The following is a 20,760-nucleotide window of genomic DNA, read 5'->3' as shown; positions in this document are numbered from 1 at the left end:
ATTGGAGTCTGAAATCGGTGAAGCTCGGCGGAACGGCGCTGGCAGGCTGGAGCCTGTCTTGCGGTTCAGCGGCAGCCGACATGCTCGCCGACACGACTGCTGCCATTTCCCCCGATAACATGATTCTTTTTGGTGCGTTAGGCGGAATGTGCGCCTTTGCCGTCACTGCATCTGTCGCTCTCGTGCGTCATCGCAAACAATCCGGATTGCTGACCGACGCGCTGGAAAAGGAAAAGAGCGATCTCAAATTCCGGGTCGACCGCCTGGAGGCGATGCTCAATACCGACGAGCAACGCGTCATCGTCTGGACCGGCAACGGCGCCATGCCCCAGATCTGGGGCATTCTTCCCGAAAAATCTGGCGTGCCGCGGCCCCCGGCGCAACTGCTTGCGTTCGGTAGCTGGCTGACGGCGAAATGCGCCGGCGACCTGGAACGTCATCTGGACATGCTGTTCCGTACCGGCGAAGCCTTCACCACCACCTTGAAGACCCGCACCGGAACCTACGTGGAAGCGCTGGGGCGCACCACCGGCGGTGCTGTGGTCCTGCGTCTGCGCGATCTGACCGGCGAACGTCAGATGCAGGCGGAACTTGCTGCCCGCAATGCCAAGATCTCGGGCGAACTGCATATGCTGCACGCGCTGCTGGATGCGATGCCGGCACCGGCCTGGCAGCGCGATGCGGAAGGAAATCTCATCTGGGCCAACCAGGCCTATGCGGAAGCGGTCGACATGACCGACGCCGATCTTGCGATCAAGGAAGGGGCAACCTTCCTCGACGCTGCTGCGCGCACCGCCATGGCCGTCCAGCGGAACGAAGACGGCTGTTTCAACGCACGTATTCCCATCGTGGCCTCCGGTGAACGCCGGGTGTTCGAAGTGACCGATGTCAATGCCAATGTCGGCGGAGCCGGCATTGCCGTGGACATCAGCGAACTGGAACAGGCCCAGAAGGAACTCGGCCGCGCCGAGGACTTCCACGGCCGCACGCTGGACCAGCTGGCAGCTGCGGTTGCCATCTACAGCGCCGATCGCAAGCTACAATTCTACAACGCGGCCTTCCGCCAGTTGTGGGATCTCGATCCCGCTTTCCTGGAAAGCCGGCCGGAAGACAGCGCGGTTCTGGATGCCTTGCGCGCGGCGCGCAAGATCCCGGAACAGGCGGACTATCGCGTCTGGCGCAACAAGATGATGGAGAGCTACCAGTCTCTGGAAGCTCGCGAAAGCTGGTGGCATCTTCCCGATGGCCGCACACTGCGCGTCATTGCCAATCCGCACCCGCAAGGCGGCGTCACCTATATCTATGAAAACGTCACCGAACAGCTCGATCTGGAAAGCCGCTACAACGCGCTGACCCGCGTCCAGGGGGAAACCCTCGACAATCTGTCGGAAGCCGTTGCCGTGTTCGGGTCCGACGGGCGTCTGCGCCTTTGGAACCCCGCTTTCGGTCGTATCTGGGGCCTGGAAGAGGATCAGCTTTCCGAACTGCCGCACGTCAAGGAAGTCGTCTCCGCCTGCACGCTCAATGAAACCGAGCGCGATGCCTGGGAACAGCTTGCCGGCAATGTAACGGGACTTCTCGACAACCGCACCCAGAAGGTCAGCCGTCTGGAACGCCACAACGGCGATGTCGTCGACTATGCCACTGTTCCGCTGCCCGACGGCGGTACGCTGGTGACCTTTGTCGACGTAACGGACAGCGTCAACGTCGAGCGGGCGCTTCTGGAAAAGAACGAGGCACTGGAACAGGCCGACCAGATCAAGAACGCCTTCATCCAGCATGTTTCCTATGAGCTGCGCTCGCCGCTGACCAACATCATCGGCTTCGCCCAGTTGCTGGCAGATCCGAAATTCGGGGAGCTCTCCGACAAGCAGAGCGAATATGCGGACTACATCCAGTCGTCCTCCTCGGCGTTGCTTGCCATCATCAACGACATTCTGGATCTGGCAACGTTGGATGCCGGCATCATGGAACTGGACCTCGGCGAGGTCGACGTCGCGCCGACCGTTGCGGCCGCCGTCGAAGGGCTGAAGGACCGGATCGCCGAAGCACGCATCAACCTGCGGACCCATGTGCCGGGTGATGTCGGCATGATGGTTGCCGACGAAAAACGCCTGCGCCAGGTCCTGTTCAACCTCATCTCCAATGCCGTGCGCTATTCCGAGCCCGACGGCGTGGTCGATGTCAGCTGCAGCCGCGAAGACGACAAGGTGACCTTCGTCGTTCAGGATCATGGCTATGGCATTCCCGCTGAAATCCTCACCCAGGTCTTCAACCGCTTTGTCGGGCATGACACAGGATCGCGCCGTCAGGGCGCAGGTCTCGGCCTTGCCATCGTCAAGAGCTTTGTCGAACTGCATGGCGGCACGGTCGACATTCAGTCCGCCGAAGGCAAGGGCACGACGGTGACCTGCGTTTTCCCCGCACGGCCCGAACTGGCGGACCAGGCGGCGGCCGAGTAGGACGCCGGATGGCAGACCACCAGCTGCAAGCCCTGTCGGGCGCCTTTCAGACAATCGAAATTGCCGACGAACAGGGCACGCGGCGACTTGCCAACGACATCGCGATGGTCCTGAAGCCCGGCGATGTCATTTGCCTGTCGGGCGATCTGGGCGCCGGGAAGTCCACGTTCACCAGGGCGCTGATCCGGGCCTTTGCCGGTGAGCCGGAGCTGGAAGTGCCAAGCCCGACCTTCACGCTCGTGCAGACCTACGATTTGCCGCGTTTCGACCTGTCCCACTTCGATCTTTACCGGCTTGAAGAGCCCGAAGAACTGGAAGAGCTCGGGCTGGATGACCTTCTGGAAACGGGAGCCGCGCTGATCGAATGGTCGGAGAAGGCGAACGAGCTGCTGCCCGGCAATGCCCTCTGGATCCAGATCACCCAGCCGACTGACAGCGATGACCATCGCCGGTTCAGCCTCTATTCGGACGCCCCGCACTGGCAGAACCGGATCGAGCAATCGCTGGCAACGCGGTCCTTTCTGGGGACCGCTGGTCTGCCGGACGCAGAGCGCCACTTCCTGGCAGGCGATGCCTCCCTGCGAACGTTCGAGACGGTTGCAACAGGGTCTTCGACAGCTGTTCTGATGCGCTGGCCTTTCCAGGGGGACGCGGTGCCGGAAGCTGTCCGCGCCTACATGGAGAAGGTGCATCTGGCGCGCGACTGCCGGGCGATTGTCGCGGTGGGAACGGAACTCAGGAACCATGGTCTTCGCGCGCCCGATCTTTTGGCGAGTGACCTGGAAAACGGGCTGATCCTCTCGTCCGATCTTGGCCGGGATACCATCGTGGTAGACGGCAAACCGGTGCGCGAAAGATATTTTGCCGCCGTCGATGTCCTGGCGAAGATGCATGGTGAGGCCTGGCCAAAAACGGTCTCGCTCGCTGATGGTGGGCTGTATCAGGTCCCCGACTATTCAGCGGACGCGCTTGTTGCCGAAGCGGCGCTGTTTCTGGATTGGTATGTCCCGAAGGTGTCCGGAAATCCGGCCGACGAGAGCACGCGCTCGGAATTCGAACGGCTGTGGCGCGAAGCACTTGAAGACATTAGCGAGGCCCAGACAGGTTGGGTGCTGCGCGATTTTCATTCGCCGAACCTCCTTTGGCAGGCGGGTGCTGAGGGAACCGACAGGATCGGCCTGATCGATTTCCAGGACACGGTCTATGGCCCGGTTGCCTATGATGTTGCTTCGCTGCTGCTGGACGCCCGCACGGACATGGACGAAGCTCTGGAATCGGCGCTCTACGATGCTTATCTCTCGGCAAGAAAAATGCAGTCCGCAGAGTTCGATGAAGTCGGTTTTTCGAAAGCCTATTCGGTCATGGCGGCGCAGCGGATCTCCAAGATCCTCGGCATCTTCGTCCGTCTGGCCGAGCGCGATGGTAAGCCGGCTTACTTGAGCCATTTGCCGCGCATGCTAGGCTATCTCGACCGGGTGCTTGACAGGCCGTTCCTGTCGGATTTGAAAGACTGGTACGCACGCTACCGGCACTGAACGCGCCGCGTTCAACCGGTCGCACATTTGAGACAGATGATGACAGACAAGCGTTTTCGCCCTTCCAAAGCCATGATCCTGGCCGCAGGCCTCGGCAAGCGCATGCGCCCGCTGACGGCAACGACGCCCAAGCCCCTGATCGAGGTCAACGGTCAGGCCCTGATCGACCATGGCATGGACCGGCTGGCAGCAGCCGGCGTGAAGACCTGTGTGGTCAACGTGCACTACCTTGCCGATCTGGTGGAGGTTCATGTCCGTCGCCGCCCTGATATGGAAATCCTGATTTCCGACGAACGCGATCAGCTTCTGGAAACCGGGGGCGGTATCAAGAAAGCGCTGCCGCTATTGGGCGAAGAGCCGTTCTTTCAGCTCAATGCCGACACCTGCTACTGGATCGAAGGCGTCAAACCCAACCTGGAACACATGATCGAAGCCTGGGACGAGAGCCGCATGGACGCCCTGCTTCTGGTTGCCGAAACCGTGAAAGCGGTCGGCTATTCCGGCCGTGGTGATTTCGACATGGCAAAGGACGGCGCGTTGACCCGGCGGCAGGAAAAGGGCGTGACGCCCTTTGCCTATGCAGGTGCAACCATTTTGCACCCGCGCCTGTTCGAAGATGCCCCGGACGGGCCGTTCTCCATGAACAGGCTTTTCGACAGGGCGATTGAAGCCGGGCGTCTCTACGGCGTTCAGATGGAAGGCCTGTGGCTGCATATCGGAACCCCGGAGGCCATTCGTGCCGCCGAATATGCCGTTCGCGAGAGTGCCGCCTGAGGATGGCCCGCAGCGCGCGCCTCTGGTCTGTCCCGCCGTCCGTCCCTTTCCTGAAAACGCTGGTCGACACACTGGTCGATGGCAGCCTGATCCCCGGCTTTCGCCCGCTGGACGATCCACTGCTGCTGCCGTCGGTCACGCTGTATCTGCCGACGCGCCGCGCCGCGCGCCTGCTGCCGGAGCTTTTCCAGCAGCGGTTTGGTGGCCGGCCGGTTCTCCTGCCTGCCATCCGCCCGGTGGGCGATGCCGACGAGGATGCGCAGAGCCTGACCGCCAATGCGGATCTGGAACCTCTGCCGCCGGCAATGCCCCTTCTGGAACGTCATCTTGCGATGACGCGGCTGGTGAAGGCCTGGAAGGGCATGCTGCGCCGGGAAGCGCTCAGTCTCAGGTCCGACGAACCTCTCGGCCTTCCGGCGTCGACGGCCGATGCAGCCTGGTTGGCGGCAGACCTGCTGACGCTGATGGACGAGGTTGAAACGGAAGAAGCCGACTGGACGGAACTGTCCGGTCTGGTGCCGGAGGACCACGCCCGGTACTGGCAGATCACGCTCGATTTCCTGCAGATCGTGCGGGAGGCCTGGCCCGCGCATCTGGCCGAACTGAAAATGATGGACCCGAAGGCACGCCGCTCGGCCCTTATCCGGCGCGAGGCCGAGCGCCTGGAACGGACACCTCCTCGTGGCCCGGTCATTGTTGCGGGTGTCACCGGCTCGGTTCCGGCCACCGCCGAATTGCTGAAGGTTGTCTCCCGGCTTGAATCCGGTGTCGTCGTGCTGCCTGGGCTGGACCGCTATCTGGACAGCCGCTCCTGGGCCGTATTGGGAGAAAAGACGGGCAAGGCCTCGACCCGCAAGGGTGTGATGCAGAAAGACGCGGCAACCCTGCCTTCACATCCGCAGTATTCTCTGAAGCAGTTGCTTGATCGGCTGGGTGCCGGGCGGGAAGAGGTTGCAACACTCGGGCCGGACCCGGACCGTGGGCTCCTGCTGCGTGAGGAACTGGTCTCCGAAGCTCTGCGTCCCGCCGATACCTCCGATGGCTGGACAGCCTATCTGGACGCCCGTCCAGAGACGGACAGGGCAGAAGCCCTCGATGGTGTCTCGATCATGACTGCCCGCAACGAGGCCGATGAAGCCTTGAGCGTGGCGATTGCCTTGCGCGAAGCGATCGAGCGGCAGGAAAGTGCGGCCCTCATTTCGCCGGACCGCATGTTGACGCGCCGGGTTGCGGCAGAGCTTGCCCGCTGGAACATCCAGGTGGACGACAGTGCCGGCCGCCCGCTCGACCAGACCGCACCGGCCATTCTGGCGATCCTGGCTGCGAAACTCGCCCTTGGTGGCTGCGAGCCTATCGATCTTCTGGCGCTTCTGAAGCATCCGCTGACACGGTTGGGCCTGCCGGTGAAGGACATCCGGTCTGCCGCCCGCGCGCTGGAGCGTGGCGTGGTTCGCGGACCGCGTGCTCGGCCGGGAACGGCAGGTTTGCAGCTGGCTGTCGAGGCGAGCCGGGAAGATGCGGGCAAGGCACATACGCCACGCTGGAAAAAGATCCACGACGAAGACTGGGACGTGATCGCGAACCTTGTCGACCGGCTGGCGAACGCACTGAAACCGCTGGAAGAACTTGCCGCAGAAGGCGGCACGATCCTTCTGACCGACCTCGCACGGCGGCATGTCGATGTGATCGAGGCGATCTCGATCGATCACGAAGGTTCGGTGGCCGAACTTTACGCCGGTGAGGCGGGCGAGGCGCTGGCCCAGTTCCTGACCGGTCTTCTGGAAGCAAGCTCCAGCGGACTGGAAATTCCGCCCGGTGAATGGCCGTCGGTACTGCCCGCTCTGATGTCCGGTCAGGCCGTACGGCGTAGGCTGCCGGGCGACCAGCGGGTGCAGATCCTCGGCCCCATGGAAGCACGGCTTCAGGCCTTTGATTTCGCGATCCTGGGTGGCCTCAATGAGGGCGTCTGGCCTCAACGCACGCGCAATGATCCGTGGCTGAACCGGCCGATGAAGCGCGACATGGGGCTGGAACCCCCGGAACGCCGGCTCGGTGCGGCCGCACATGACTTCGCGCAAGGCATGGGCGCACGGCGGGTCCTTCTGTCGCGAGCCGCACGCTCCGACGGCGCTCCTACTGTCGCATCGCGCTGGCTGCAGCGCCTGACCACGCTTGCCGGGCCTGACCTGACAAAGAAACTGGAAGCGCAAGGGGCGGTATATTCCGCCCTTGCAGCACAGCTCGACCGGCCGGAAGGCGCAGTGCGGCCCGCGTCCCGACCTCACCCTCGTCCGCCCTTGGCAGCGCGCCCGAAATCGCTCTCCATCACCGAAATCGAACGCCTGATCCGCGATCCCTACGCGATCTTTGCCCGTCACGTGCTTGAACTGCAGCCGGTCGACCCGATCGGCGGCGAACCCGGTGCTGCCGACAAGGGCAACCTCATTCACGATGCACTGGCCGATTTCCTGCTGACCTGGACCGGTGCATTCGACGACAGTGCCGTAAAGGCCCTGACAGAGATCGGCGAGGAGCTGTTTGAGCCTCTTGATGCGTTTCCGGCGATCCGGGCGCTCTGGTGGCCGCGTTTCCAGAAAATCGCGGCTGGCTTCGTTGCCTACGAAGCGAGGCGGTCACAACACGTCAGTCAGCGGTTCCTTGAAATTGGGGGCGGTGTGGAACTGAAGTTGCCCGGCTTCGATTTCCGCCTGCGCGGCCGGGCAGACCGGATCGACCTTCTGAGTGGCGGCGGGCTGTCCGTGGTCGATTACAAGACAGGGCAGGTGCCCTCGCAAAAGCAGGTCGACGCGCTCCTGTCGCCGCAATTGCCGCTGGAGGCCGCGATGGTCCGGCGGTTCGGGTTCAAGGATGTGCCGGCTGACGCGCCCATATCCGAGCTATTGTATCTGCAGCTGAAGGGCGGCAGCGAACCTGTGATCGAAGCGCCGCGAAACCCGAAGGACACGCCGCTGGAAGATCTGGTGGAAGACGCCTGGACGCGGCTGGAACAGTTGATCGCCCACTATGTCAGAGAAGACATTGGTTACCTGTCCCGTGCCCGCGTCATGCGCGAGCGGCAGATGGGCGGTGACTATGATCATCTTGCCAGAACGCAGGAATGGGCACTTGGATCGGAGGAGCCTTCATGAGCTTTCAGATCCCTGAAGTGACCAGGCAACGGCAGGACCTTGCCTCCCGCCCACGGGCCTCGGCCTGGGTGAGTGCCAATGCCGGATCGGGCAAGACCTTCGTTCTGTCCCGCAGGGTGGTGCGGCTGCTGCTGGATGGCACCGATCCCTCTCGTATTCTTGCGCTGACCTTCACCAAGGCCGCCGCTGCCGAAATGGCGACCCGCGTTTTCAAGATCCTCGGCGAATGGGTCACCAAGGATGATGCAGCACTCGCGGCCGAATTGCAGGATATTGAAGGCCGCAAACCAGATGCCGCGCGCCTGGCGATGGCGCGTCGCCTCTTTGCCCGGGCACTGGAAACACCGGGCGGGTTGAAGATCCAGACCATTCACGGTTTCTGCGAATCCCTGCTGCACCAGTTTCCGCTGGAAGCAAACGTCGCGGGCCATTTTGCCGTACTCGACGACCGGGTGGCAGCGGAACTCATGGCGGCCTCGCGCGCGACCGTGCTTCATGTTGCCGAAACCGAGCCGGAAAGCGCCTTTGGCAGGGCGCTGGCATCTGTCATTGATCTGATGAGCGATGGCGGCGCCCAGAAGGCGCTGGACGAGTTGATCCAGAGCCGTGACGCTTTCCGCCGCTGGACGGTTGATGCCGGCGATCTGGAAACCACGCTTGCCGAGCTTGCCGGTCTTCTGGAAACCGACCCGGTTCTGAGGCTGGCGGATTTCGACGAGCAGTTTCGGTCCGCATGCCCGTTTGATCTGAACACCTGTCTTGCCTATGCCGAGGCACTGCGAACCGGCACCAAGACCGATCAGGCGCGTGCGGACGATCTGGTTACCGCCGCGAGGCTCACGGACATAACCGCTTTCCGCGAGGCCTGGCAGGCGATTTTCCTGACAGCCAAGCTCGAGCCGCGAAAGTCGCTCGCCACCAAGAAGGTCGCTGAAACGTTTCCCCAGATGCTCGAGGCACTGGAGGCGGAACAACAACGCCTGTTGGAATTGCTGGACCAGCGCCGGAAGGTAGCGACCTATGAGGGAACCACAGCCCTGCTGCGTCTCGCCGACGCGGTGATCGGTCATTATGAGCGCGCCAAGACCGCCCGCGGGTATCTCGATTTCGAGGATCTGGTGGTCAAGACGGCAACATTGCTGCAGAAGTCGGACGCCGCGCTCTGGGTGCAATACAAGCTCGACCAGGGGCTCGACCATATCCTCGTTGACGAGGCCCAGGACACCAGCCCGCGCCAATGGGAAGTGGTGACTTCGCTAGCCTCTGAATTTTTCGCCGGGACCGGAGCAAGGGACCGGGTGCGCACGCTGTTTGCGGTGGGCGATGAAAAACAGTCGATCTACTCGTTCCAGGGCGCTGTTCCGGCCTATTTCGATGCCATGCGCCGGGCCTTTTCCGGAAAGGCCGAGGCGGCCGAGCTTGAGTTTCATTCCGTCAATCTGCAGCTCTCCTTCCGCTCCACGCCGGATGTTCTTGGAGCGGTCGACAAGGTGTTTCACGACGAAAGTGCCCACAAGGGCCTGTCGCAGGACGTGAAAGCGCCGGTCCATGAAGCCATCCGGCGCGATCCGGGGATCGTTGATCTGTGGCCACTGGAAGCCGAGGCGGAGATCGAGGAGCCGGACGACTGGCGCCAGCCGATCGACCACGTCGGTTCGGGCAGCCCGATGCTGAAGGTGGCCAGGCGTATTGCTGCCGAAATTGCCCAGTGGATGCGCGATGGCACGGCAAATCCCGGCGACGTGATGATCCTCGTGCGCAAGCGCGGGCCTTTTGTCGAAGCGCTCAACCGGGAACTGAAGGAGCTGGACATCCCGGCTGCCGGCAGTGACCGCCTTGTTCTGACGGACCATATCGCTGTTCAGGATCTTGCCGCTCTCGGCAGGTTCCTGTTGCTGCCGGAAGACGACCTGTCGCTTGCCTGCGTGCTGAAGAGCCCGCTGTTCGACCTGACGGACGACGACCTGCTGGAGGTTGCCCGGGAAACGCCGGAAAAGGTGCGCCCCGGAACGCTGTGGCAGATGCTGGTGAAACGGTCGGACAGTTCGGACAAATGGAAGGCCGTGCGCGCAAGGCTGGAAGACTGGCGCGCACGCGCCGACTTCGTGCCGCCTTACGAATTCTATGCCCGGCTGCTGGGGGCTGATGGTGGCCGGAAAGCTTTTCGCGCTCGCCTCGGCGTGGAAGTCGATGACGTTCTGGACGAGTTCCTGGCGCTCACCATTGCCTATGAGCAATCCGGCACGCCGGGCCTGGAAGGGTTCCTTGCCTGGATGGCAGCGGCACCGACCGAGATCAAGCGTGAGTTGACCAATACCAAGGGCATGGTCCGCATCATGACCGTGCATGGTTCCAAGGGGCTGGAAGCGCGGATCGTCGTTCTGGTCGATCCGGGGGCAGCACCTGTCAGCGCAATCCACGATCCGGCCTTCCTGCCGCGCAAGCGTCTGGAAAACGATCTTCTGCCACCGGCGCTGGTCTGGCTGCCGCCCAAGGCGGACCGGACGCCCTGGCACGACGCGGCGGTGGAAGCCCTGCGGGACGCGCAGGAGGAAGAATACCGGCGCCTGTTGTACGTGGCTCTAACCCGCGCCGAAGACCGGCTGATCGTCTGCGGCTGGGAACCGAAACGCGGTGCCCACGAGAACTGCTGGTATTCGATGGTCTCGCGGGCGTTGAAGCCTGAGGCGCGTGAACTGACAGCGACGGATGGATCCGTCTCCGCCTGGCGCTGGCAGAAGGACGGCGTCATCGCCGAGCCCGAGGCAGGCGCGGCGCCGCATACCTCCGCAGAGCCGCGCAGCGAAGAACCGCCGTTGCCGGACTGGCTCTCCAGTCCCGTCCGTCCGCTTGCCAGGAAGAAACGCCTTCAGCCCTCACGGGCATTCGAGGCGATGGAGGAAAAGGAAGGCATCGAACCGGTGCCTGCGGTGTCTCGCTTGCAGGCGGGCAGGGATCTTGCGTCCTGGCCCCTGGAGCGCGGTCGACTGATCCACCGGCTTCTGGAGCTGTTGCCGGACTTGGCTGAAGACGCCCGCATGGCAGCGTCGGAAGCCTACCTCAAGCAGGCCCTCAAGCCGGAATTTGCCGAGCGCATGCCTCACCTTCTGCGCGAGGTGGCTGCGATTCTCGAGATGCCGGAATTCGAGACGTTGTTTTGCGGTCATGCCCGCGCCGAAGTTCCGCTGGTCGGGACGATTCGGGCAAGCGACGGCACGGAAGTCGAGATATCCGGACAGATCGACCGGCTGGTGGTTGAGGATAACCGGGTGGTGATTGTGGATTACAAGACCAATTTCCATCCGCCGGCATCAGTTGCCGAAATCCCGCTCGAGTACCGCGCACAGCTTTGTGTTTACAGGGAAATGCTGAAGCAGATTTATCCGGACAGGGAGATTTCCGCCCAGCTTCTGTGGACCGCGGTGCCGAGCCTGATGGAAATCCCCGAAAAGGTGCTGGAAGAAACCTTCGCCGGACTGCGTCCTGACGGCACATCGGCTTGACGGCAGGCCCTCGGCTTCCTACGTTCTTGCCAACTGACGCGCTTACATCGGGTAGGCGCGATCCTGAGACCTACGAGATCTAGTTATGGCTACCACACAAGTTACCGACTCTTCGTTTGAAGCCGAAGTCCTGAAATCCGACGGCCCGGTCGTGGTCGACTTCTGGGCCGAATGGTGCGGTCCGTGTAAGATGATCGCTCCGGCTCTTGAAGAAATCTCCGAAGAGATGAACGGCCAGGTGAAGATCACCAAGCTCAACATCGACGAGAACCAGGACATGGCGATGAAATACGGCGTTCGGTCCATTCCGATGCTGATCCTGTTCAAGGACGGCGAGCCGATGGCAACCCAGATCGGTGCAGCGCCGAAGGGCAAACTCTCCGACTGGATCAAGAGCGCCCTTTAATTCCGAAATATATCTGCGGCTGACCGGCTGCGGTTCATATGAGCGCATCCGGCGGGTAAGCGAAAGCCTATCCGCCGATGCTCTTTGAAAAAACGCCAACCGGTCGTATAAGCACCCGCAAACAGTCTGAGAAAACGGATCATTCATGAGCGACGAAAACAAAACCCCGGAAGAGCAGCCGGCAGAAGCAACGCCGGAAACCGCAGCAGCGGAACAGCCGGAAGCTGTCGAGGCGGCCGGTGTCGATCCGATCGAAGTTCTGAAAGCCGAAAACGCGGATCTGAAGGATCGCGCGCTTCGCGTGATGGCGGAAATGGAAAACCTGCGCCGCCGCACGGAAAAGGAAGTCAAGGACGCCCGCCAGTACGCCGTGTCAGGTTTTGCCCGTGACATGCTGACGGTTTCCGACAACCTGCGCCGCGCACTTGAGGCGTTGCCGGAAGATGACCGCAAGAACGCCGATGCGGGTGTTGCTTCGCTGATCGAAGGCGTCGAGATGATCGAGCGTGATCTGCTCAACCAGCTTGAAAAGAATGGCGTCAAGAAACTGGACCCGGAAGGCCAGAAGTTCGACCCGAACTTCCACCAGGCCATGTTCGAGGTGCCGAACACCGCAGTGCCGAACAACACGGTTGTACAGGTCATGCAGGCCGGCTACGTCATTGGCGACCGCGTGCTGCGCCCGGCCATGGTCGGCGTTTCCAAGGGGGGCCCGAAGGATGTTGCGGCGTCGGCTGAAGCCGGACAGACAGTCGACAAGAACGCCTGAGTTCAACCGACCCTAGAGCTTCGAAGGGGCTGCTCCGCATCCAGCGGAGTGGCCCCTTTTCTTTGGGGCAACCCTTTCGTCAACACAGCTGACGGGAGCCAGTCCTGCCGTCGATGCGACGCGAGAGGACGACAGTCTGGAACGATCGGTGTTTTTCCAGAAAGCGGTCTGGTCGGACTTCCCTAATCCCTTGAGCGAGATATGCAGGTCCTCAGACGTAGGGCCGAGCGCCGTCATGGCATGCTACGGGATGACAAAGACCCGGACCTCAGGTACTGCCTTCGGAAAGAAAGTGGCCATGGGGGACGGAATGCTGCTGCAAATGCTGGACTATCTCGGGGTGGCGGTATTCGCCATTACCGGCGGCATCGTCGCTTCGCGCAAGCAGCTGGATATCGTTGCCCTGCTGTTCTTTGCCACGCTGACGGGGATCGGTGGTGGTACCCTGCGTGACCTTTTGCTGGGTGTACCGGTCTTCTGGGTGGAGAACGAATGGTATCTGCTGGTGTGCTTCGTCGTCAGCGCGCTGGTCTGGTATTTTGCCGAGTGGATCGAAAAGCTCAGCAAACCCTTGAGATGGGCCGATGCCATCGGTATTGCGGCCTATTCTGTCATGGGAGCTGCCAAGGCCCTGACTGTCGGTGACACGATCCTGGTGGCGATCCTGATGGGTGTCTCCACGGCAACTTTCGGCGGCATCCTGCGGGACACCATCGCCCGTGAACCTTCCTCCATCGTGAAGCCGGAAATCTATGTCGGTGCGGCCTTTGCCGGTGCGGGTGGATTTGTTGTGCTGGTGCAATTGGGCGCGCCGCAAATCCTTGCCGCGATCCTTGCCGCAAGCTGTGCGCTGATCTTGCGCGGCGGAGCGATCCTGCGTGGCTGGACCTTGCCCGGACACCGTTTTGGAACAGGTTCAGATCCCGGCTAAGCCGGGATGGCTTTCCGTCCCTTGGCCTCAGCGGACAGTCCAGGAACGACAAAAGCCGGCCCACGGGGAACCGGCTTCACGATTATCTTATAACGGGTTTGGCGCGATCAGCCGAACGTGCCAAACCCTTGGAGGCAGCCGGTCTCGCCCGTAGGGTCGAACGGCCAGGGTGCCATCAAGGCACTAGTAGACAAGCCCCGAGCAGGCCGACACATAGTACATCAGCCCAATTGCGATTGCCGGAAGGCTTGCCGAATAGGCAAGCGTCGTCAGCATGATTTGCTCCTTCAAGATACCAATGAGAAACCCATGGCGGCCAAGCCGTCATCCGGGCGACCCTTTTCGGGCGCTCGCTTTCATGGATTCCCCCTGCTGTTCCGGGATATGGTGTGCGCAGGCACGAGTTCCAGAGGTCACGTCCTCAAAAAAACGTGTGCAGCCAGTGCGTAGTCTGCGAGCCCGGTGCGCGGGGCAGGCAAAAACAGCGTGCGCTGGCCGTAGTAACGCCGGCCGGCTTTCGTGCCCTGTGTGAGGTCTTTCAGGTCGGCAGCCCATTCAAGATCCGGCCGCGGCGGTTCGCTCAGGTCGGTGGTGAACAGCCGTGCTTCCTGCAGCAGTTCTGTCGGCAATTGTGCTTCCGGATCCAGCACATCTACGTGACAGCCCGCAGGAGGATCCAGGTAGGTGAGGGCGTGATGGGTGCCTGTTTCGTTTTCCGGACCGGCAATGCAGATCATGTCCGCGCCTTCCTGCGCGGCATAGATCTCGTTCGTGATGCCGACATTGACCCCCTTGAGCGCGGGCAAGGCGGCGATCCTTTTCTGGATTTCCGGCGACACGCCGGCCAGAAGGATCGACGTCAGGTTGCGCACGGCCGCATAACCGCACACAAGCCGGGGCAACCTCGGGTCGTCGCCGATGACCAGCAGGCGGGACGTGTCTTCGCGGGACAGGTAACTTGCGCCGAGCGCATGCAGACCGGCCGTGCGCCAGACTGTAAGGCGCATGCCATCCAGAAGGGCGATCGGTTGTCCGCCGGAACCGGAAAACAATAGGTAGAGACTTGAGGACAGGCCCGTTTGTTCGGGTAGATCCAGCGCCAGGGAGCAGCCGATATAGCCGCGCTTGACGTCGCCTTGTTGGGTAAAGTCAGTCCAGGCCGGCTGTACGGTAAGCGCGCCTTGCTGCTGGTTCAGCCGGCCGATGGGCAAGGGGGATGCCTTGGGGGCGACTGTGCTGGAGCGATAGGCCCGGCGCAGCGTTTCAAGAACGGCCCTGTCTTCCAGGCAGGCATCGATCTCGTCGCTGGAGATAATACGCATGGTAATGTCGGCCGGTCAGGCGGCGTTGCGGTTGCCCGGTCCTGCCAGTCCCTTGAGATTGGATGCCGGCTGACCTGCGGTGTTCATTTCCCGCAGCTGGTCGGCTTCCTTGTGCCATTTCGCGGCTTCCCGGCGCTTCACGCGTGCTTCCTTGCGCCAGCGGCCCTGTTTGGCCCATGCGCCAAGTCCACCGACGATGATGCCGACACCCAGACTTGCGAAGATGATCCAGAACAGCGGAATGTCCGGGATTGTCAGGCGCGGGTCCTGCGGGTCGAGGGGATTGAGCGACAGGGAGACCGTGTGCCGGTTCGCCACCGACAACGGGATCAGGACAACCGCGATAACGAACAAGATCACGTTCTTGAGGAAACGGGTCACTGGGTTCTCCCGGTTTTGGCCAGATCAGAAGTCGATTTTAAATGGCGTGCCGTGGCAAACGCAATCAGTCGTCGCCGTGGTCCACACCATCGTTCAACCGTATACGCATTTCCTTGCCGGTTTTGAAGAAGGGCACGAACTTTTCGTCCACTTCCACCTTTTGACCGGTTCGCGGATTGCGGCCGACGCGCGCAGGGCGGTTCTTGACGGAAAACGCGCCGAAGCCGCGCAACTCCACCCGGTCGCCGCGCATGAGCGCTTCGGTAACCTCATCCAAGATGGCGTTGACGATGTTCTCAACGTCCCGCTGATAGAGATGCGGATTTTGTTCGGCGATATGCTGAACCAGCTCAGATTTGATCATGAAGTGCCCCCTCGCTTACGGATTATTGTCTGCCGCGTCAGAAGCCTGCCAAACGGATACGAGCCCGTCAAGCGTAAGCCCTCGTGGAATCAGCCCCTTAGCTTCACTAACCGGCTCCAGAAGGGCCGATCCGATGCCTTTTCCGAACTCTCGCGAGACCCGGGAGGAAAACGGCAGCTCTTCCAGATTTTCGTTGGCGCTCCAGGTGACGACTGGAAGATCTTTCGGAACGCCCTTCTCGCTAACTAGCCAGTCGATTGCGACATCTTCGCCGCCAATGGCATCGATCAGCTTTTCCGTCTGGGCATCGTGGCCCGTCAGAATGCGGCCGTCTGCAAGTTCCTTGGCCCTGGGCATGTCGAGAGATCGCCGCTCGGCGACCAGTGAAACGAACCAGTCATAGGAATTGTCGACGAGCTTTTGCAGCATGGCGCGTGCCTCGGGGCTCGTCTGGGAATAGAAGTCGGGCTCGGCCTTCAGCGGTGCGCTCTTGACCGCATCCATTTCCACGCCGACCGTTTCCATCAGTTTGCTGATATTGCCGAACTGGAACAGCACGCCGATGGAGCCGGTGATGGAATTGTATCTCGCGACGATGTGATCGGAGGCAAGGGCGATCATGTAGCCCGCCGAGGTTCCGATGGTGCGGATTTCGGCAACCACCGGCTTCTTTTCGGAAAGCTTGCGCAGCGCTTCATATAGCGCTTCGCCGCCGGTTGTGCTGCCACCTGGAGAGTTGATGGAGATCACCACGCCCTTGACCGCATCGGACTTGCCGATCTTCTCGATCATCTGCAGGGTCTTGCGGCTTTCGAGGATGACGCCTTCGATCGGGATGCGCGCGATATGCGCCGTCCGCTTGGACAATTCCGAAGCCCCGGAGACGTAGATAAGCCCCCCGATCAGTGCCGCGGCGATGACGACAAAAGTCGCGATCCGCCAGAAGGTCACTTTGCGTCTGAGGCGCCGTCTGTCTACCAGCGCGTCAACATCTACCGACATGAATACGATGTCCCCGACAAGAGCTTATGAAAACCAATAACATACATAGGGTGACCGTTGTAAGAAATGCAATCGGCTTCTCTCAGTTTCACATCAGATTGCGGCAGTTTCTGGCAAGCCGGCGCAGTTTCGTGTGTTCATGAGGCTTAATCGCCCAGAGGTTGAGGTCCGGTGCGGCCATGGAAGGCGGTCAGGGAAGAGCGGATCCGGCGCAGGTTTTCGCTTGTGGTGGCGGCCCGGACTTGCGCGACCGTCATGGCGATGGCGTCGACAATCACCAGGTGCGCGTATCGCGAGGCGGTGGGCTTGAAGATGTCCGGGTCCTCGGGAAGATCGACCAGGATGGGGATCTTGGAAATCATTGCAAGGCGGGAGCCTTTCGGTGCGATCGCGATCGTGGTGGCCCCATAGCCGCCGGCAATTTCGGCCGCACTGACCAGTTCATCCGCTTCGCCGCTGGCGGAGACACACAGCAGAACGTCTTCAGGCCCGAGCGTCGCCGCGCGCATCTGCAGGAGATAGCTGTCGTGCAGGGCGACGGACGGGATGCCAAGGCGGAAAAAGCGGCTTGCCGCTTCACCGGCCACCATCGTCGACCCACCGCCGATCCCGGCGGTGAGAAGCTGCCGGCATTTGGCGATCTTTTCGACGGCCCGCTCGATAACGGCCGGATCGACCTGCTGCCGCATGACATTGGCGGTCGCATAAAGCGCGCCCAGAACGCGGTCGATCGCCGTTTCGCTGGCAACCTGCTCGGTGGTCGATGGCGCGGAAATATACTGCAGGCTGACGGCCAGGTTTTGCGCCAGACGCAGCTTGAATTCCCGGAAACCGTCACAGCCGAGTGTCCTGCAAAAGCGAACGACGGTCGGTGTACTGACGCCGCAGGCTTTTGCCAGTTCGGCGATCGTCATGTCCGAAATCGCGGACAGATGCTTTTGCACGTAGTCCGCAACCTTTTGTTCCCGCGCCGGAAACTGGCCGGCGTGATCGCGGAGTGCGGAAATGAGATCGATAGCGGCATGGCCGTTTGTATTGTCGCCGGTCGGGGTTCGGATCTTTGCCTGCACACATGTCTCCCTGGTTGCGGGATTTGTAATTTGATTACACAAAATCGTCAATCAGCGCCTGATCATAGCCTCATTTACGCGAGAAATGTAATTTAAAAACAAAATACGCTTGACGAAACGCAATTTCTGCTCTGAAAATGTAATTAAGGTACATTTCGGTGGAGGGATTATGCGCGAGTGGGCTGCCAGAACCAGTGCCAGGCTGAATACGGGCGTCGAGGCTGTAATAGCCTTGCTGATGGCACTGCTTGTGCTTGATGTCTGGCTTGGCGTGGTTGATCGCTACTTCTTTCATTGGCAGTTGCCCTGGCCGGAGATCCTGGCGCGCTACCTGATGATCTGGGCAGCCATGCTGGCCGTCTCATCCGGCATCGCCAGACGGGACCATATCGGACTGACGGCTGCCATCATGCGCGTGCCGGTGTCGTTGCGCCGCATTGTGCTGATGGCGATTGATCTCTGCGTTCTGGCACTGTTTCTCTACGTGCTGTGGTACGGGCTCGGTTTCGCGCAAAGCGGCGCCAAGCGGCAGGCCATGATCTTCGGTATCAGTCTGCAGCCGTTCTATGCGGCAATCCCGGCTGCCGCAGCCCTTGCCTCGATCCAGACCGTTCTGGCGATGATCCGGGACAACGGCACCCATCTCGACAATCCTCCGTTTGCGGAGGCCGCAGCATGATCGTTGCCGCTGTCTTCATCGGATTTGTCCTGCTCGGCATGCCTATCGGCTTTGCCATTGGCGCGGCCGGCGTCATCGGCCTCATTCATATGGGCGGTGACCAGTTCCTGGCCATCGGGCCGAGCCGTATCTTCAACGGGTTGAACATCTTCCCCTTTCTGGCGATGCCGTTCTTCATTCTGGCCGGCGAAATCATGAACCAGACGGGTATTACCGACCGGTTGGTGAAGCTGGCCCAGGTGCTGGTCGGCCATTTCCGGGGTGGGCTGGCCCACACAAATATGCTCGCCTCCGTGTTCTTTGCGGGGCTAACGGGTTCGGCAACGGCGGATGCGGCGGCCTTCGGGCGCACATTGGTGCCCGCCATGGTCAAGGAAGGCTACAAGCGCGATTACGCGTGCGCCGTAACGGCGGCCGGTTCGATCATCGGACCGACCATCCCGCCGTCCGGTCTGATGGTTGTCTACGGCTCGCTCATGGGCGTTTCCATTGGTGGGTTGTTCGCCGCAGGCATTCTGCCGGGTCTCGTCATCTGCGGTGTCTGCATGGCCGTCATTACCCTTGGTGCGGCCCGCAACAGCCTGCCCAAGGCGGAGCGCCGGGCCAACCTGAAGGAAATCTGGCAGGTCTTCGTTTCCTCAATTACCGCACTGCTGATGCCGGTGATCATCCTGGGAGGTATTCTCGGCGGTGTCGTCACGCCGACGGAAGCTGCTTCCATTGCAGTCGCCTATGCACTCTTCATCGGTGCATTCGTCTACCGGACGCTGACCTTGCCCGCGCTTTACCAGATGCTCGTGCGCACAGCGCGCATCACCGGCGTGATCTTCGTCATCATCGCCTTTGCCGGCATCCTCGGCTGGTGGATGAGCTTTGAAAAAATCCCCCAGATGCTGGCCGAGACCATCCTGGGTCTGGCCGACAACCGCTATGCGGTCATCGCCATCATCATCGGACTTCTGCTGATCGTCGGCATGGTCATGGATATCACCGCCATACTGATCATCCTGGCACCGGTTCTTGTTCCGCTCACCGCTCAGGTGGGTCTGGAGCCGATCCATGCGGGGATCATCTTCGTTCTGGCACTCAACATCTCGCTGATGACGCCGCCTGTCGGCGCGTGCCTGTTCGTTCTCTCATCGGTCACCGGTGAGAAACTGGAACGGATTGCCATCAAGCTGGGGCCGTTCCTGGTCGCAGAAGTGGCGGTCCTGTTCCTGTTCGCCTTCTGGGAAAGCGCGGCGATGATGCTGCCGCGTGCTCTCGGGTTTGCCCAATAACAAAAAAACAACCTGACAGAGGAATGGAGAAAATCATGAAGAAGTTCGCAAAGGGACTGGCGGTCGGGCTGACCGCTGCGCTTATGGCCGGCAGCGCGCTGGCAGATGGAAAGGTGTTGAAGTTCGGACACGACAACAAGACCGATCCATTTGAAAATCCGGCTCATGCCTGCACCGCGGTGTTCTCCAACATCGTCAACGCAGACACCAACGGTGCCGTCGAAGTGGAGGTCTTCGGTTCCAACCAGCTCGGTTCGGCTGCCGAGCATGTGCAGCATGTGCGCGACGGCATCATCCAGGCAACACTGACGTCCACCGGCGCGCTGGCAAGCTACTACCCACGCATCGACGTTTTGAACCTGCCGTTCGCTTTCGCCGACAACGCCGCCACCTACGCGGTTTTCGACGGTGATTTCGGCAAGGCTCTGGCTGCCGACATCGAGGAAGCCCTTGGAGATGTTGTGGTGCTCGGTTTCCCGGACACGGGCGGGTTCTTCGCTGTTACCAATTCCAAGCACCCGATCGCGTCGCTCGATGATTTTGACGGCATCCGCATCCGCACCATGACGCTGCCGTCTCACCAGACCATCATTCAGGCGCTTGGCGCGCAGGCCTATCCGCTATCCTGGGGCGAGGTCTATTCCGGCCTGCAGACCGGCGTCATCGACGGTCAGATGAACCCGGTGCCGATCATTTCCTTCGCGAACTTCTCTGAAGTTCAGAAGTACATGACGCTGACCAACCACCTGTTCTCGCCCTACACGTTCATGGTCAACCGGGACTTCTTCGAAGGATTGAGCGAAGAGCAGCAGAAGACCATGCGCTATGCCGCGGAAAGCTGTGTAACCGCCAGCCGTGGCCTGTCGCGCATCATCGAAGCCTCCGACAGGGGATTGGCAGGCCTGATGGACAAGATGGAAGTGACCGCTCTCACCGCCGACCAGCGCGCGTCCATGGCTGCAGCGGCCCAGCCGGCTTTCGAAACGCACGTGGCTGAAAACCTCGACCCGAAAGCCAACGAACTGCTTGGCCTGTTCAAGACCGAGGTCCAGAAAGCCAACGACAGCGTCTATATGGACTGAAGCATGGTCTGATATTTTCGCGCGCCGGCTTGCAGCGCCGGTGCGTGAAAA

Annotated in this window: 16 protein-coding genes; 11 read left to right on the top strand and 5 right to left on the bottom strand. The window is 61.3% G+C overall.

Annotated elements, in window-relative coordinates; genetic code table 11:
* The first annotated feature begins 17 nt into the window (after positions 1-17).
* The 8 genes from FIU93_RS03245 to FIU93_RS03210 all read left to right on the top strand — a co-directional run bounded on the left by FIU93_RS03245 (position 18) and on the right by FIU93_RS03210 (position 13,529).
* Entirely contained in the window at positions 18-2,462 is a 2,445-nt protein-coding gene (locus FIU93_RS03245; protein ID WP_022998976.1) for a PAS domain-containing sensor histidine kinase, read from the top strand.
* Between the two features lie 8 nt (positions 2,463-2,470).
* Positions 2,471-3,997: a tRNA (adenosine(37)-N6)-threonylcarbamoyltransferase complex ATPase subunit type 1 TsaE gene (tsaE, locus tag FIU93_RS03240; RefSeq protein ID WP_152504813.1), complete on the top strand. Its 1,527-nt coding sequence runs from the start codon at positions 2,471-2,473 to the stop codon at positions 3,995-3,997.
* A gap of 39 nt (positions 3,998-4,036) precedes the next feature.
* Entirely contained in the window at positions 4,037-4,771 is a 735-nt protein-coding gene (locus FIU93_RS03235) for a nucleotidyltransferase family protein (protein ID WP_031268670.1), read from the top strand.
* A 2-nt stretch (positions 4,772-4,773) separates the two neighbouring features.
* Entirely contained in the window at positions 4,774-7,920 is a 3,147-nt protein-coding gene (addB, locus tag FIU93_RS03230) for a double-strand break repair protein AddB (RefSeq protein WP_152504812.1), read from the top strand.
* Entirely contained in the window at positions 7,917-11,423 is a 3,507-nt protein-coding gene (addA, locus tag FIU93_RS03225; protein ID WP_209010274.1) for a double-strand break repair helicase AddA, read from the top strand. Before addB ends, addA begins: the two co-directional genes overlap by 4 nt.
* A gap of 85 nt (positions 11,424-11,508) precedes the next feature.
* Positions 11,509-11,829 (top strand): thioredoxin, encoded by a 321-nt coding sequence (gene trxA / locus FIU93_RS03220; protein WP_022998971.1) that lies wholly within the window; start codon positions 11,509-11,511, stop codon positions 11,827-11,829.
* A 145-nt stretch (positions 11,830-11,974) separates the two neighbouring features.
* Positions 11,975-12,598, top strand: coding sequence for a nucleotide exchange factor GrpE (gene grpE, locus FIU93_RS03215; protein ID WP_022998970.1), 624 nt, complete (start codon positions 11,975-11,977; stop codon positions 12,596-12,598).
* A 310-nt stretch (positions 12,599-12,908) separates the two neighbouring features.
* Positions 12,909-13,529 (top strand): trimeric intracellular cation channel family protein, encoded by a 621-nt coding sequence (locus FIU93_RS03210; protein WP_152507482.1) that lies wholly within the window; start codon positions 12,909-12,911, stop codon positions 13,527-13,529.
* Positions 13,530-13,942: 413 nt separating this feature from the next.
* Here FIU93_RS03210 and FIU93_RS03205 read toward each other — a convergent pair whose 3' ends face one another.
* The 5 genes from FIU93_RS03205 to FIU93_RS03185 all read right to left on the bottom strand — a co-directional run bounded on the left by FIU93_RS03205 (position 13,943) and on the right by FIU93_RS03185 (position 17,668).
* Positions 13,943-14,851, bottom strand: coding sequence for an ornithine cyclodeaminase (locus FIU93_RS03205; protein WP_055657231.1), 909 nt, complete (start codon positions 14,849-14,851; stop codon positions 13,943-13,945).
* A 15-nt stretch (positions 14,852-14,866) separates the two neighbouring features.
* Positions 14,867-15,232, bottom strand: a complete 366-nt coding sequence (locus FIU93_RS03200) for a lipopolysaccharide assembly protein LapA domain-containing protein (protein ID WP_022998966.1) — start codon at positions 15,230-15,232, stop codon at positions 14,867-14,869.
* 64 nt (positions 15,233-15,296) lie between these two features.
* Entirely contained in the window at positions 15,297-15,596 is a 300-nt protein-coding gene (gene ihfB, locus FIU93_RS03195; RefSeq protein ID WP_006940254.1) for an integration host factor subunit beta, read from the bottom strand.
* Positions 15,597-15,611: 15 nt separating this feature from the next.
* Positions 15,612-16,598 (bottom strand): signal peptide peptidase SppA, encoded by a 987-nt coding sequence (sppA, locus tag FIU93_RS03190; protein WP_062490767.1) that lies wholly within the window; start codon positions 16,596-16,598, stop codon positions 15,612-15,614.
* 146 nt (positions 16,599-16,744) lie between these two features.
* Positions 16,745-17,668, bottom strand: coding sequence for a MurR/RpiR family transcriptional regulator (locus tag FIU93_RS03185; protein WP_055657235.1), 924 nt, complete (start codon positions 17,666-17,668; stop codon positions 16,745-16,747).
* 169 nt (positions 17,669-17,837) lie between these two features.
* Between FIU93_RS03185 and FIU93_RS03180 the strand changes: the two genes are divergently transcribed.
* Genes FIU93_RS03180 through FIU93_RS03170 form a run of 3 tightly spaced genes read left to right on the top strand, consistent with a single transcriptional unit; the run spans position 17,838 to position 20,709 of the window.
* Positions 17,838-18,347, top strand: a complete 510-nt coding sequence (locus FIU93_RS03180; RefSeq protein ID WP_022998963.1) for a TRAP transporter small permease subunit — start codon at positions 17,838-17,840, stop codon at positions 18,345-18,347.
* The gene (locus FIU93_RS03175) at positions 18,344-19,627 is read left to right on the top strand and encodes a TRAP transporter large permease (protein ID WP_022998962.1); all 1,284 of its coding nucleotides are present in this window, start codon (positions 18,344-18,346) and stop codon (positions 19,625-19,627) included. Before FIU93_RS03180 ends, FIU93_RS03175 begins: the two co-directional genes overlap by 4 nt.
* Positions 19,628-19,662: 35 nt before the next feature.
* On the top strand, positions 19,663-20,709 hold the full coding sequence (locus FIU93_RS03170) for a DctP family TRAP transporter solute-binding subunit (protein ID WP_152504811.1): 1,047 nt from the start codon (positions 19,663-19,665) through the stop codon (positions 20,707-20,709).
* Positions 20,710-20,760: the final 51 nt, after the last annotated feature.

The organism is Labrenzia sp. THAF35 (assembly GCF_009363595.1).
Classification (GTDB): Bacteria; Pseudomonadota; Alphaproteobacteria; order Rhizobiales; family Stappiaceae; genus Roseibium; species Roseibium algicola.
This window is presented reverse-complemented; position numbering and strand designations above follow the sequence as displayed.

What these genes read in the sequence shown, in the direction of transcription:
- tsaE (WP_152504813.1), top strand. Translation starts at nt 2,471, where the DNA reads ATGGCAGACCACCAGCTGCAAGCCCTGTCGGGCGCCTTTCAGACAATC.
- FIU93_RS03235 (WP_031268670.1), top strand. Translation starts at nt 4,037, where the DNA reads ATGACAGACAAGCGTTTTCGCCCTTCCAAAGCCATGATCCTGGCCGCA.
- addB (WP_152504812.1), top strand. Translation starts at nt 4,774, where the DNA reads ATGGCCCGCAGCGCGCGCCTCTGGTCTGTCCCGCCGTCCGTCCCTTTC.
- addA (WP_209010274.1), top strand. Translation starts at nt 7,917, where the DNA reads ATGAGCTTTCAGATCCCTGAAGTGACCAGGCAACGGCAGGACCTTGCC.
- trxA (WP_022998971.1), top strand. Translation starts at nt 11,509, where the DNA reads ATGGCTACCACACAAGTTACCGACTCTTCGTTTGAAGCCGAAGTCCTG.
- grpE (WP_022998970.1), top strand. Translation starts at nt 11,975, where the DNA reads ATGAGCGACGAAAACAAAACCCCGGAAGAGCAGCCGGCAGAAGCAACG.
- FIU93_RS03210 (WP_152507482.1), top strand. Translation starts at nt 12,909, where the DNA reads ATGCTGCTGCAAATGCTGGACTATCTCGGGGTGGCGGTATTCGCCATT.
- FIU93_RS03205 (WP_055657231.1), bottom strand. Translation starts at nt 14,851, where the DNA reads ATGCGTATTATCTCCAGCGACGAGATCGATGCCTGCCTGGAAGACAGG.
- ihfB (WP_006940254.1), bottom strand. Translation starts at nt 15,596, where the DNA reads ATGATCAAATCTGAGCTGGTTCAGCATATCGCCGAACAAAATCCGCAT.
- sppA (WP_062490767.1), bottom strand. Translation starts at nt 16,598, where the DNA reads ATGTCGGTAGATGTTGACGCGCTGGTAGACAGACGGCGCCTCAGACGC.
- FIU93_RS03180 (WP_022998963.1), top strand. Translation starts at nt 17,838, where the DNA reads ATGCGCGAGTGGGCTGCCAGAACCAGTGCCAGGCTGAATACGGGCGTC.
- FIU93_RS03175 (WP_022998962.1), top strand. Translation starts at nt 18,344, where the DNA reads ATGATCGTTGCCGCTGTCTTCATCGGATTTGTCCTGCTCGGCATGCCT.
- FIU93_RS03170 (WP_152504811.1), top strand. Translation starts at nt 19,663, where the DNA reads ATGAAGAAGTTCGCAAAGGGACTGGCGGTCGGGCTGACCGCTGCGCTT.